15 protein-coding genes are annotated in these 13,368 nt (G+C 50.8%); 14 read left to right on the forward strand and 1 reads right to left on the reverse strand.

Annotated elements, in window-relative coordinates; translation table 11 throughout:
* Positions 1-29 precede the first annotated feature (29 nt).
* The 5 genes from ACAN56_RS25975 (at position 30) to ACAN56_RS25995 (ending at position 5,303) form a co-directional block, all read left to right on the forward strand.
* Positions 30-1,628 (forward strand): phospholipase D-like domain-containing protein, encoded by a 1,599-nt coding sequence (locus tag ACAN56_RS25975; RefSeq protein ID WP_379146430.1) that lies wholly within the window; start codon positions 30-32, stop codon positions 1,626-1,628.
* Between the two features lie 62 nt (positions 1,629-1,690).
* Positions 1,691-2,068 (forward strand): hypothetical protein, encoded by a 378-nt coding sequence (locus ACAN56_RS25980; RefSeq protein ID WP_379146432.1) that lies wholly within the window; start codon positions 1,691-1,693, stop codon positions 2,066-2,068.
* A 119-nt stretch (positions 2,069-2,187) separates the two neighbouring features.
* Positions 2,188-2,514: an ArsR/SmtB family transcription factor gene (locus tag ACAN56_RS25985; protein ID WP_038585474.1), complete on the forward strand. Its 327-nt coding sequence runs from the start codon at positions 2,188-2,190 to the stop codon at positions 2,512-2,514.
* Positions 2,515-2,621: 107 nt separating this feature from the next.
* On the forward strand, positions 2,622-4,397 hold the full coding sequence (locus ACAN56_RS25990; protein ID WP_379146534.1) for a SulP family inorganic anion transporter: 1,776 nt from the start codon (positions 2,622-2,624) through the stop codon (positions 4,395-4,397).
* Positions 4,398-4,601: 204 nt separating this feature from the next.
* Entirely contained in the window at positions 4,602-5,303 is a 702-nt protein-coding gene (locus tag ACAN56_RS25995; protein WP_038585481.1) for a DUF1361 domain-containing protein, read from the forward strand.
* Here ACAN56_RS25995 and ACAN56_RS26000 read toward each other — a convergent pair.
* Positions 5,279-5,617: an MGMT family protein gene (locus ACAN56_RS26000; RefSeq protein ID WP_379146435.1), complete on the reverse strand. Its 339-nt coding sequence runs from the start codon at positions 5,615-5,617 to the stop codon at positions 5,279-5,281. The two genes, ACAN56_RS25995 and ACAN56_RS26000, sit on opposite strands and share 25 nt — an antisense overlap.
* 78 nt (positions 5,618-5,695) lie before the next feature.
* Between ACAN56_RS26000 and ACAN56_RS26005 the strand changes: the two genes are divergently transcribed.
* From ACAN56_RS26005 to ACAN56_RS26045, 9 genes are all read left to right on the forward strand, one after another.
* Positions 5,696-6,205: a DUF2569 domain-containing protein gene (locus ACAN56_RS26005; RefSeq protein ID WP_038585486.1), complete on the forward strand. Its 510-nt coding sequence runs from the start codon at positions 5,696-5,698 to the stop codon at positions 6,203-6,205.
* A 256-nt stretch (positions 6,206-6,461) separates the two neighbouring features.
* Positions 6,462-8,012: a spore germination protein gene (locus tag ACAN56_RS26010; RefSeq protein ID WP_379146437.1), complete on the forward strand. Its 1,551-nt coding sequence runs from the start codon at positions 6,462-6,464 to the stop codon at positions 8,010-8,012.
* Complete coding sequence (locus tag ACAN56_RS26015) at positions 8,009-9,163, forward strand: Ger(x)C family spore germination protein (RefSeq protein WP_379146439.1); 1,155 nt, start codon at positions 8,009-8,011, stop codon at positions 9,161-9,163. The genes ACAN56_RS26010 and ACAN56_RS26015 overlap by 4 nt, the downstream gene beginning before the upstream one ends.
* A gap of 1 nt (position 9,164) precedes the next feature.
* On the forward strand, positions 9,165-9,368 hold the full coding sequence (locus tag ACAN56_RS26020) for a hypothetical protein (RefSeq protein WP_379146441.1): 204 nt from the start codon (positions 9,165-9,167) through the stop codon (positions 9,366-9,368).
* Between the two features lie 27 nt (positions 9,369-9,395).
* Positions 9,396-10,502 carry a GerAB/ArcD/ProY family transporter gene (locus ACAN56_RS26025; protein ID WP_038585495.1) on the forward strand — a complete coding sequence of 369 codons (1,107 nt, stop codon included), beginning with the start codon at positions 9,396-9,398 and terminating at the stop codon, positions 10,500-10,502.
* A gap of 84 nt (positions 10,503-10,586) precedes the next feature.
* Positions 10,587-11,219 (forward strand): DJ-1/PfpI family protein, encoded by a 633-nt coding sequence (locus ACAN56_RS26030; RefSeq protein WP_197073648.1) that lies wholly within the window; start codon positions 10,587-10,589, stop codon positions 11,217-11,219.
* Positions 11,220-11,256: 37 nt separating this feature from the next.
* Positions 11,257-11,889, forward strand: coding sequence for a hypothetical protein (locus tag ACAN56_RS26035; RefSeq protein WP_379146444.1), 633 nt, complete (start codon positions 11,257-11,259; stop codon positions 11,887-11,889).
* A gap of 94 nt (positions 11,890-11,983) precedes the next feature.
* Positions 11,984-12,796, forward strand: a complete 813-nt coding sequence (locus ACAN56_RS26040) for a phosphotransferase family protein (RefSeq protein ID WP_379146447.1) — start codon at positions 11,984-11,986, stop codon at positions 12,794-12,796.
* 24 nt (positions 12,797-12,820) lie between these two features.
* The gene (locus tag ACAN56_RS26045; RefSeq protein ID WP_379146449.1) at positions 12,821-13,366 is read left to right on the forward strand and encodes a DUF1697 domain-containing protein; all 546 of its coding nucleotides are present in this window, start codon (positions 12,821-12,823) and stop codon (positions 13,364-13,366) included.
* Positions 13,367-13,368: the final 2 nt, after the last annotated feature.

The raw sequence follows: 13,368 nt of genomic DNA on the forward strand, positions 1-13,368 counted from the left end.
GGAAGGGCAGTGGAATGGAGGATTTACATATGAACAACAAACTTCCGCAAGCGGAATGGGATAACAGGGTAGAGCAGGATATCATAAACGTTGTGAATTATTATTTATCGGGTGGCTCCCTGAAGGCTGCAAAGGAAATGGACAAGGCCCAGGAGCTGCTTGCCGATGTATTGAATGGCCGGGAGGCGCGTGCGCACCGGCAGGCTCTCGGCGGAGTGATTACAGAGATTAGCCAGCTGTCCGGCATGCCGGGTTTCAGCGGGGAGCTGCTTGAACGGCTTGCGCTTGAAGTCAGCGGACTGGACTCAGACAAGCTTCGAATATTGGCTCCGCAGACGACACGTCATAACCGGGTAGACCCTTATGTGAACGGACCGCAGTGCCTGGAAATGATCCTTGAGGAAATCGGGAAGGCGCGCCGTTATATTCATCTGTCCATAATGCTGTTCTTTAACGACCATTCGGGAAATCTAATTGCGGCAGCGCTGCTGCAGGCACTGAAACGGGGTGTCGAAGTCCGCATCATGGTGAATTATACGGTTACCGCACTTGGCTATGGGATGAATCTCGAGGTGGGTAAGTTCTCCAAGATCTCCACGATGCTGGAGAATGAAGGGGCCAGGCTGCTCGATACGTTCAACTCCTATTATTCTGCGGCAGAATGGAGTGAGAAACGGGCGGAGCTGAAGTCCAGAGGGGTATCCGAAAGTATTCTCTTCCTGCAGGATAAGGTACAGGAGGACGTGGAGATCACAGGACTCAATGTCATTGACCACCGGAAATTCATGGTCATTGACGGGATTACTTCGATTGTCGGCAGCCTGAACTTCGGGGATCAATATACGTATCAGACGCCGATAGAGGCCTCTTCACCGGTAGAAGTAGACGGCCGGCCGATGGGTATTCCAAGCGGTGAGGAGGAGTGGCATGATGGCTGCTTCCGGATTCAGGGCGCGGCGGCGTTGCCGCTGAATGCTGTTTTTCAATCAAGATGGCTGTTGCTTGGGGGCGATCATTTTGATCCGGAAGATGACTTCTACCATCCTGATACAAATTATGCATTCGGTGAGGAGGAGTGTACGCTCTTCGTGAGTTTTCCGGGCAACCCCGTTAATCTGATCCAGCAATATTATTTGGATTTAATTACTTATGCAGCCGAGGAGACGGTGATCGTGAACCCCTATCTGATTGATCAGGCCTTCTGGGACCGGCTGGGTGAGCTTGGCCCGGACTGTTCCTGCCATCTGGCCATATGCAATCCGCTGGAAGTCAATGACCACCCGACGAACCGGGCGGCTGTGCGCAGCAATATGTATGAGCCTTTTCTTAACGGCGTTTCTTTTTATGACTACAGCTTTACGGGGCGTTTCTCCCACTGGAAAATCACCTACGACCACAGGTCGCGGGCCGTTTTTCACGGCTCCTACAATATCAATGAAAGAAGCGCCTGCCATGACTTTGAGCTGGGACTGCTGGTCAAGGGGGAAGGATTCGCGAAAAGGATCAAATCCATGATTGATTATGACCTTGGCGTTTCGAAAAAGATCAGCGACAAGAAGGAGTTCTTCAAGCATCCGTGGATGCATCCCAGCACTTATCTAAATAAGGCAACCCAGAACTACACCTGATCGTTAATGCGATCACTATCCTGTATAATAAACGGTAACACTATGATGATGGAGCGGAAGAGATGAACATTACAATATTGCGGAACGGCCCCCGTAAGAACGAAGTGTATTTTGCTGCGGAGTATGGCGAGGGCAAGGGGATATGGAATGGTGATCCTGTGGAAGCGGGTGAGGAGCTTAAGGTCGAATTTGAGCTCCCCCCGCTATTTATGCGCTGGGTGGATATTGTGCCTGTAAGCGGCGTGGATTACGGCATCCGAATGGATGGGGATAAGATAATCTTAACCGGGGTGCTGGAGAATATTGAGGCAGACGGAACTGGTTATCTGCGGATTGCCGGCGACCTGATCATGTTCGAATGCCTGGGTGAGCCGATGACGCTGGGCGGCTATGTGGAGATCCGGACCGGAGAGCTGGGGATGTATCCCGTATTCTTGTAAGCGGGGCGGGGTGCTGCAGCCGTATACGGCATGCAATTTACTGCCGGCATAGCCACTGCACAAGAAATGAGCTAAGATAACAATAGATTTGAAGTAAAGCTATGAGGAGCAGAAGTCCAATGAACAGCGATATTCAGCAATTTAAGACGGAATTTTTCAAGGCGCTGGCTCATCCGATGCGGATCCGCATTCTGGAGCTGCTGAGCGAAGGCGAGAAGAATGTAAACGAACTGCAGGCGATTCTCGGCTCGGAAGGCTCCGCCGTATCCCAGCAGCTTGCTGTACTCCGCGCCAAGAATGTAGTAGCCAGTGTAAAAGAAGGAACCACCGTCATTTATTCTCTGCGCGACCCCCTGATTAAAGACCTGCTGGCGGTAGCCAGACAGATATTCGATAACCATCTCGTGAATGCCATTTCACTCCTGGAGGGTATCCGCAGCGAATAACCCCGGACCATCCGGGGGCGGATTTCCCGTTGACAAGAGCGGCAGGCAGGAGTAATGTTGCTCTTATATTCAAATAATCAGATATTCAAAGAAAAGAAGGTTAGATGATGACAGGGTGGGGCCGCTTTAAAGGCTACAGCATTGCTTCTCTGCGCAAGGATATCATTTCAGGGACGATCGTCGGCGTTATTGCCATCCCGCTTGGGATGGCTTTTGCTATTGCCTCGGGCGTGAAGCCGGAGTACGGGATTTATACAACCATTGTCGCAGGTATACTGATCTCCTTATTCGGAGGTTCGAAATTTCAGATTGGCGGACCTACGGGAGCCTTTATACCCATTTTGTTCGCGATTGCTATGGAGTACGGGTACGAGAACCTGCTGATTGCAGGAATGATGGCCGGAGTCATCCTCGTCGTCATGGGGCTGCTGAGGCTGGGTGTTCTGATCAAGTTTATCCCGAAGCCGGTAACCATCGGCTTTACGGCAGGGATTGCCGTCATTATCTTCAGCGGGCAGATCGCCAATTTCCTCGGCCTGAAGGATATGGAGCGGCATGAGAGCTTCGTGGACAACATGCAAGAGATCGGCCAGCATATCTCAACGGTCAATCTGTACAGTGTTCTGACAGCAGTCATTTGTCTGGCGGTTGTCATGCTCGGTATGCGTTTTGCACCCAAGGTGCCGGGATCGCTGATCGGGTTGTTGTTTGCAACGTTAGTTGCAGTGCTGTTCTTCAGCGGCAAGGTGACTACGATCGGCTCCGCATACGGCGATATTCCAAACACGCTGCCGAGTTTTCACTTTCCGGTGATCACCTGGGAGCGGATTAGGCAGCTGCTTCGTCCGGCGTTTATCATCGCCATACTGGGGGCGATTGAGTCGCTGCTGTCGGCAGTGGTAGCCGACGGGATGACTGGCAGCCGCCATAACAGCAACCGTGAGCTGATCGGCCAGGGTATCGCGAATATAGCCGCACCTATGTTTGGCGGAATCCCGGCCACAGGTGCTATTGCCAGAACCGCCACCAACATTCGCAGCGGGGCCGCATCCCCGCTGTCGGGAGTGATTCACGGTGTCGTAGTGTTCCTTATTCTTCTGCTGTTTGCGCCTTATGCTTCCAGCATTCCGCTTGCGGCCATGGCGCCAATCCTGATGGTGGTCGCCTGGAATATGAGCGAACGCAAGGAATTTCTGCACCTGCTGAAGCTCAAAACCGGGGATTCCCTGGTGTTGTTCCTTACCTTCCTCTTAACGATATTTGCGGATTTAACGATTGCGGTAGAGGCCGGGCTGGTGCTTGCAGTAATCCTGTTTGTGAAACGGATGGGTGAAGGGCATCTCGTATCTAAGGTGCTGCCCGACCCCTCATCGGTCAAGGTAGAGGCGCACATGGTAACGGAGAACCATGATTGCCCGCAAATCGGAATTTATAATGTGGAAGGCCCGCTGTTTTTTGGAGCAGCCTACAGATTCGAGTCAACGATGCCGGAGCTTGGACCGGACCTTGCAAAAATTATATTGTTGCGTATGGGCAAGGTGCCGTTTATGGATACCACCGGGGAGGCCAATCTGTCTGGGCTGGTGAAGCAGCTGCAGGCAGACGGAGGAAGGCTGATGATCTCCGGCATTCAGCCGCAGCCGCTTGATCTGCTGAAGAAGACGGGACTGTACGATAGAATTGGGGCCGCGCAGTTTTTTGACCATACTGGAGAAGCGATCAATGAAGCGCTGGAACTGATCAATCCGGACCGCTGCGCCGGCTGCAGGCATGGGGCGTTCCGGGAATGCGGCGCGTTGTGTGGCCTTGAAGAATCGCCGGGCCGCAGCGTCTTTAGAGCCCGCAAACCGGCAGTGGCGGGTAAACTGGGCAGCGAAGTTTAAGCACGCACTGCCGAACCAGCGGGAACAGCATGGGGCCCATCCCTGTGTTGCTAAATTTCATTATAATATAACAGCCCGGGTGCATTTTGCCCGGGCTGTTATATTATAATGGACTAATGACTGCCAGATTTGTACAATTACCGTAATGAATCTGTTCTATACTGGAACAGATCTCACTACGATTGATAAGGAGACCGCACCCTAATGAAGGAATTGAATTATCCTAAAGTATTCATGCTTTTGGCAGGACTGTCACTGGCGACGCTGGCTGTCTACCGTGTGGTTTCGCTGCGGACCGATACGTTTTTTGCTTTTTTGCTCTGGAACTTCTTTCTGGCCTGGATTCCCTTTTTATTCTCCATGGCCGCTTACGGCCTGGATAAGCGTAAGGTTTCCGGGCTGCTGCTGCTGCCGCTTGGCATAGCATGGCTGCTGTTTTTTCCGAATGCGCCCTACCTGATGACCGACCTGCTGCATTTGACGATCAGAAAAAACATATATTTCGTAGACGGAGTTGTTCAGAGCCGGTATTGGTACGATTTAATCACCTTGCTGCTGTTCACATGGAGTGGCTGGCTGACCGGTTTTTTCTCCCTGTACCAATTTCAAAGCGTCATCTTCCGCAGAAGCAATCTGCTGCTCTCCTGGATTTTTGTCCTCGCAGCCTGTGCGCTGGGCGGATATGGCGTATTGCTCGGCCGGGTATACCGGCTCAACAGCTGGGATGTTCTGACCGACCGGCATCAGCTCTACCAGCTGGTGGTTGACAGCCTGAACCGGCAATCGCTCTTCTTCAGCCTGTTCGTCGCAGCTGTTCTGCTGGTCATCTATGCTACGCTGTATTTCCTGCTGAATGGACTGGGCACAGGGAGTGTGCAGGCTTATTCCAAAGGCGGAAAAAGATAATCGTCCTGCTCCGGATGGAACTGAAACAACTCCAGGTCGATCACGCCATGATCATCAAAAAGAACGCCTTCTCCCAGCAGATACAATCTTTGTGTAGAGACCGCCTCGTCTTCGGCAAGAGCAATTTTGCCCTGGGAATTAACAACTCTATGCCAAGGCAGCTTGTATTTGCGGCTCATGGAATGGAGAATGCGCACGACCTGCCGGGCCGCCCGGGGGCTTCCTGCAGCACGGGCGATCCCGCCATAGGTCATAACCTTCCCCTCGGGGATGGATTGAATAATGCAAATAACCTTCTCTGTAAATGGTGTCATAAGGGCTCCTTAAGCTTAACGTAGGCAGTAGTATCTTTAGTATCAATACAATGAATTATAACAGAGGGGGCACGTGGTTTGGGAACATTGATACCCGATAAACGCGGGATGAAGCTGATGTCCAATGAGCCGAAAGGGATTGGCGGCTGGCTGGTGCTTGTACAGCTTGGACTTTTTCTTACTATTTTTACTTTGACTTTATCCGTCATCCATTTTTTCTTCACAACGCTTGGCGGAGAGGTTTGGGATACACTTACTTCACCGGATTCTAACGTTTATGATCAGCTATGGAAGCCGACACTGATTTTCGAATTGGCTGGCAACGTTGTCTTTCTTTTGTTTGCAGCTTTTCTGGTCGTGTTGATGTACCGCAAGAAAGCTTCTTTTCCGCGCTGGATAATCCTTTTTTATGCCGCCAATACGCTGTTTCATATCGTTGATTACGTGCTGCTCACCAATATTCCGCTGCTTGCCGAGTTCGGAGAGGATCCGGACGTGCAAAGTATTGCCAGAAGCCTGGTTCCGCTCATCATATGGATTCCTTACTTTATACGGTCGCGCAGAGTACACAACACATTTATCAATTAAGTACATAACACACTTTTTCAGAAGGAGCCGCAGCCGCGGCTTCTTTTTTGTGCAAATATAAGAATTTATATGCTTCACGCTATAAATTATCCTTCTATTTCTCGCTGAAACGGATACCGTCCTTTTGAGGACGGCGAAGCCGTTTCCACTTGTGAGAGGCAAGCTCATAATTTCCTCTACAGCAAAAAGTTGGGGAATAGGAGTTAGAGTGTCGGGGGATAATCAGATCAAAAGAATAGTGACGGGAGTGAATACTGTGAAGAATACAGAGGCTGTGGAAACAAGCGACCGTTCTTCCGGCAAAATATCTTCTTCCCGGCCGCTCAGTCCCTCATTGGATGAGACGGTGGCTCTATTCCGGCGTATCTTCAGCAACGACGGGACACTGAGAGTACGGATAATTGAGAATACACATAACACGCGGATCCGCTGTGGCCTGATTTATGTGGATGGGATGATCGACCGGAATTTGATTCAGAATGGCATTACCAAACCGCTGATGACCTACGAATTCCTGGACAAGGATCTGGGAACCCCGGCAGAGCTTATGGAACTTATCCGCCTTCAGATTATCAATATCAGTGACATTATGGTCTCTACGGATTTGGATGAATTAATAGGGGCCATAGTGGGAGGGAAAACGGTATTTCTGCTGGACGGATACGCCGGTGCGCTGAATATTAATGCCCAAGGCTGGCAGACCCGCGCCATTGAAGAACCTACGACCGACAAAGCGGTCCGGGGCCCAAGGGAAGGCTTCAATGAATCGCTGATGACCAACCTGACGCTGATCCGCCGCAGAGTGCAGAATTCCGATTTGAAGTTTGTATTTACCGACATCGGTACCCGGTCAAAAACCCAGGCCTGTATCTGCTATATGGAAAGCCTTGCTTCACCGGATATTCTCAAGGAGCTGCATGGAAGGCTTGCAAGGGTACAGCTCGACCATTTGCTGGATACCGGCTATCTGGCCGAGCTGATCCGTGATGAACCTTATTCGCCTTTTGAGATGATCGGCAGTACGGAACGGCCGGATTCGGTAGTGGGCAAAATCATGGAGGGCAGAATTGCCCTGCTGATTGAAGGAAGTCCGTTTGTTCTGACGCTGCCCTATGTTTTTGTGGAGAATTTTCAGGCCAGTGAGGATTATTATATCGGTTATATGTTCGCTACTTTCAACCGTGTGCTCAGAGTGATGGGAGCCTTCATGTCCATCAGTATTCCTGCGCTTTATGTCGCACTTGTTACTTACAGCCAGGAGATGGTTCCTACATTACTGCTGCTAAGCATTGCCACGGCACGATTATCGGTTCCCTTTCCCACAGTAGTCGAGGCAATTCTTATGCTGACCATCTTTGAGATTCTGCGTGAAGCGGGGGCGCGGATTCCCAATTCCATTGGCCAGGCGGTCAGCATTGTAGGCGCGCTGGTGCTGGGCCAGGCTGCGGTGGATGCACGGATCGTCAGTGCCCCGATGGTCATTGTTGTGGGTCTTACCGGGATTACTACCCTGCTGAATCCCCGGCTCACCGGACCGTTAATTGTAGTACGGATCCTTTTGCTGCTGATGAGTTTCTTTTTTGGAATCTACGGCTATTTCTTCGGCTTGCTCGGTTTGGTCATCCATTTGATGAGCCTGCGCTCCTTCGGAGTTCCCTATATGCTCGGGGTGGGCTCGATCCGGCCGCAGGATATCAAGGATACCGCCATCCGTGCACCTTGGTGGGACATGTATCTGCGTCCGGCGATCATCGGGGCGCGCAACATGAAGCGGAAGCCGCCCAAGAAACCGGTTAAGCGGTTATGAACAGGGGACAAAAAATACTGTCTGCGCTGCTCTCCGCAGTGCTGCTGTTTGTCATCTCCGGCTGCTGGAATTATTCCGAGGTGGATGATATGTCCATCGTGGCCGGCGTAGCCATCGACAGGAACAAGGCGGACGGCAAGCTGCAGATGACAGTGGAAATGGTGGACACCCAGGGTGGACTTCAGGAGAATCAGGCAGGCTTCAAGACGCTTAGTTTTACAGGAGATACTATATTTGAAATCGCCCGCGACATGATATCGATGACCGGCAAGAAGCTCTTCTGGAGTCACGCCAAGGTGATTATTTTCAGTGAAGAGGTTGCCCGGGAAGGCTTGATCAAAGCAATAGACTGGTACAGCAGGGATACAGAGACCCGATCCGATGTCTTTATTTTTGTATCAGAACAGAAAAATGCACGGGATGTAGTTAACCAGAACAGTAAAACAGAAGCGATTATGTCCTTTGAACTGGCACAGATGATGCGTGATGAGAAGTATGTCAGCAGCGCTCCGGTTGTGGAAATCTGGGATTTCATCGACAAGCTGGAGACCTCAGGTTATAATGCCGTCGCACCGCTGGTGTATATCAATGAGGAGAACGGGCAGAAAAATGAGCGTGTGGATGGAGCAGCAGTATTTGTAAAGGATAAAATGGTCGGGAAATTGACCGGGAAAGAGGCAAAAAGCATGCTTTTCGCCAAAAATGATATAAAAGGTGGTGTACTGGAGGTGAATAATGCGCAGGGGACTCCCGCTTATTCCCTTGAAATATTATCAAGCAGGACGAAAGTCAAACCTGCAATGATAGATGGTAAAGTTCATATACAGATCAATACAGTGACGCATACCGGGCTGGACGAAGTGATGACTGCAGCGGGTTTATCCAGCAACGAGAACATAGCGGCTATTGAAAAACGCGCAGGCGAGGAATTGCAAAAGGAGATACTCTCCTTAATCCATAAGGTGCAGCAGGAATACCATGCCGATATCTTTGGCTTTGGTGAAGCTGTTCATGAGAATCTGCCCAAGACGTGGACCAGGCTCCGCGAGCAATGGCCGGATGAATTTGTCAATCTGGATGTGGACGTCAGCTCCAAGGTGATTATTCAGAGCACTGCCAAAACAACGCGGGCGATTAAGCTGGGGGATTAGCATGGTCATTTATGTAGTGCTTATGTATGCCATTGTCGTGCTGGTTGACCCCTATGGTCTGCTCAAGCAAGGGAAGAAGCGGGACTTTTACGTTTGTTCCGCGCTGTGCCTGATCTCCTTCTCCCTGGCTTTTGCCTTGTCGATGCATTGGGGAATTCCCAGTCCCTCAGAGCCGATCGTTTATTTGATTAAAAAGCTGTTCTAGAATGCACTCCTGAAAGGAGGGGAAGACATGAGCAAAGAAATCGTACCGGCGGGACAGTCGATTAGCATAGCGATCCTGTTTATTATCGGCAGTTCACTGTTCATGGGAGTCTCGGGGCAATCCGGCAACAGCAGCTGGATCGGGCTGATTTTTGCCATTGTGCTCGCGGTTCCGCTCATGCTCCTCTACGCGAGGCTCCATGCGTTGTTTCCGGGCAAGGATCTGTATGATATGCTGCATGCGGTGTTCGGCCCTATTCTCGGGAGGCTGTTCTCCTGCCTGTATATCTGGTATTCATTGCATCTGGGATCGCTTGTGCTGCGGAATTTCGGGGAATTCAGCAAGACGGTAGCCTTAACCGCGACACCGATGTTTGCACCGATGCTGATCATCGGCCTCCTCTGCATTTGGGTAGTGAATGCGGGACTTGAGGTGCTTGGGAGAAGCGCCAAATTTCTGCTGCTGTTTACAATATTGGCGACTGCCTTAGCACAGCTGCTTTCCATTCCCAAGTATGAGTTCCATTATTTGAAACCGCTGCTGGAAAGCGGCTGGGGACCTGTCTTTACGGATGCAATAGGCTCCTTTACCTTTCCGTTTGGCGAAATTGTTGTTTTTCTCGGCGCGTTTAGTGTGCTCCCGAAGAAAGGTTCAGCGTTTCGGGTGCTGCTCAGCAGCCTGCTGATTGCAGGAATCATTATGATCTTCGTTACCTTGCGGAATTTGCTGGTGCTGGGTCCCGAGATTTTATCCAGCCTGTATTTTCCCTCCTATGTCGCGGTGAGCAGAATTAATGTGGGGGATTTTCTCACCAGAATCGAAGGTTCCTCCTCCATTACTTTTGTAACCGCGCTGTTCATTAAAACGAGTTTATGTCTGTATGTAACCAGTAATGGAGTAGCTAAAGTGTTCAAGCTGAAGAGCTACCGTTCCGTTGTGATGCAGATGGGCCTGATCATGGTCTACATGTCTGTCTTTATCTACAAGGATATTCTTCAAATGCAATACTTTGCCTATCATATCTACAAAATTTATGCCCTGCCGTTTCAGGTGGCCATTCCGCTGCTCTTATGGATTGTTGCCGAGTTTATGTCCAGAAAAGCGAGCCGCAGGCAGACAGCCCCGCAGCCGTAGTGCCGGATCTGAGAAGCTTAAACTCCACCACCTCCCGGGCCAGGCTTTTTTTGTGATTTCCCAGCTGCAGGGAAGATAGCTATAATGATAGTCATAGAGAATAGGATGTTTGAGACTGTAAAGGTGGAAGGGGCTGTTGGCTTAACGATGAATACATATGTACTTGTATATAACAGCTTTGTTCAGTTTGAGGTAGTTTTGGCTGCTTATTTTATGAAGACACAGAGCGAGGTCCACACCTTGGGGCTGAACAGTATGCCCGTTATTTCCTGTGAGGGCTTCTCGATTAACCCGTCAGCGGTACTCGGGAATATAGATGTGAACGCTATAGATCTGCTGGTTATCCCTGGGGGTGAAGTGGAAGAGCTTGCTGCGAATGAGGGGCTGCTTGCCTTGATCCGCAGCATGAACGCTTCAGGTAAACCGGTCGCGGGCATTTGCGGCGGGGTTACGGTGCTGAAAGCTGCCGGGGTTCTGGAAGGCAGATCCTATGTGGACAACCAGGAGGGCAGGGAAGCTGCGGAGAGTTCCAAAGGATTGCCGGACGCGGGAGCATCAGACGAGGTCAATGTAATCAGGGACGGAAATATTCTTACGGCTAAGCCCAACGGGTATGTTGATTTTGCGCTTGAACTCGGCAGGATGATGGACATTTATCAGGACGAGGCTGATCTGCAGGAAACGATTGATTTCTTTAAATATTTCAAATCCGTTTAGAACGGCTGATGACGGATAACGGGAAGGAGAAGGCATTATGAGTGTATCACGTATCGTTATGTCCTCACATTGGGGCAGGGAAGTCAGACATAAATATGTGGCCCAAGGCGAAGCGAAAGCACTCGCTGTCGTCTTTCCGGGGAAGGATTATTCCGTGGAGCGCTCGCTGCTCGATTATGCGGCCAAGGTGGCCCGGGAACATGGCTGTGATCTGCTGCTGCTGGAGTACGGCTATCAGAGTGCACGGGCGGACTTAAAGCGCGAAGACATGGATATCGTTATAGAGGAATGCAAGGCGGCGATTGCTGCGCTTCCTGCACTTCCCGAATATGAACAGCTGCTGTTCATCAGTAAAAGCATGGGTACGGTCATAGCCGGAAGAGTGGCGGCTGAAATGGGTGTTCAGCAGAAAACCTCCCATCTTTATTTGACACCGCTTGTAGACTCCATCCCCTGGATAAAGCAGAGCCGGGGCAGCATGATCTACGGCGGCAGCGATCCGCTGTTCAATGAACAGCATTCCGCCGAGATCACCGGACTGCAGAATATCAGGGTATACAGGATCGACGATGCCAATCATGCGCTGGAGGTAGGCAGCGTCAATGAGTCGCTGGCGGTGCTTCTGGTGATTATTAATTTCTATCATGAGTTTTTCCGCGATACATTGTAGCATTGAATAGCCATCTAATCTATCTCAAGGAGTGTATCAAATGATGCTGGATTTGAACGTATCTATTTGGAATAAACGGGAGGCGTAACATAAGATGCAGGGGAAGCTGGTTGGAAAAGGGCGAACGGCAGAGGTGTGGGAGCATGGCGAAGGAAGAATCATTAAACTCTACAACGGGGACATCCCCGAGCCGTATGTGGAACGGGAATATCTGGTCAGTAAATATGTATTTGAACAGGGTCTGTGCACTCCTGAGCCGCTGGAGCTTGTCGGGATTGACGGACGTAAAGGAATCGTATTTCAGCAAATTCAGGGCCGCTCCCTGCTGAGGATGATCAGCGGACAGCCCTGGCAGCTTGGCAAATATGCCAAACAGATGGCTAGACTGCATAATAACCTGCATCAGTTGGAGGGAACAGAAGACTTTGGCCGGCAAAAGGCGGAGCTGAGAAAAAGCATTATTGCAGCACCCATGCTCAGCATGGAGGAGAAGTCGGCGGTGCTGGACCACCTGGAAGGACTTCCGGAGGGGAATAAGCTGTGCCATGGAGACTTTCACCCCGACAATGTGCTTATAAATGAACAAGCCTGGATCATCGACTGGATGACCGGTATCATGGGGAATCCTGCCGGTGATGCGGCGCGTTCGGTGCTTCTCTTCAGTATGGGCGCCATGCCTCCGGGAGCCTCTAAGTTGGCGAAATTCGTTATAGGTTTTATGAGACAAAGGCTTACCAAAGGATATATCCGGGAATACCTCGCATTGTCGGGGCAATCCTATGCCGCAATAGACAGTTGGATTCTACCCGTAGCGGCGGCGCGCCTTGTTGAGGGTGTTCCTGTGCAGGAGAAGGAGCAGCTTGTCCGGGAAATCCGTAAACGTCTGAGCAAGAGTTCGGCCATTTGAATTACCTATGGGAAGAGGTGTGTTATGACTACATATATTGCGCTGCTGCGCGGCATTAATGTCGGCGGCAACAAAATCATTAAAATGCAGGATTTGAAAAGCATGTTCCAGGCACTGCACTTTGAGCATGTCCGCACCTATATCCAGAGCGGCAATGTTGTATTTGAAAGCACGGAGGGTTCAGGCCACCAGCTTGCTGCAGTGATCGGAGAGCAGATCCGGGAGACCTTTGGTTTTGACGTATCCGTAATTATCCGCAGTCTGGAAGAGCTGGAAGCAGCGATTGCGGGCAACCCTTTTCAGCTTACGGAAGCTGACGAGTTCAAGCGGCTGTATGTCTCCTTTCTGGCTGATGAACCTACGGCAGAGGCACTGGAGAAGCTGCGTCCCTACGAGGATGGAGCGGATAAGGTGCGGGTAACAGGCAAGGAGATGTACACGCTGTATGAGTTGAGTGTAAGCCAATCGCCGCTGTTTAAGGTTCAGCTGGACAAGCTTCTCGGGACGCCTATTACCGCCCGCAATTGGAATACGGTAAACAAGCTGGCTGCATTAGGACGTTCGGTTTAGAA

Origin of the sequence: Paenibacillus paludis, assembly GCF_042610515.1 — a bacterium.
Lineage (GTDB): Bacteria > Bacillota > Bacilli > Paenibacillales > Paenibacillaceae > Paenibacillus_AQ.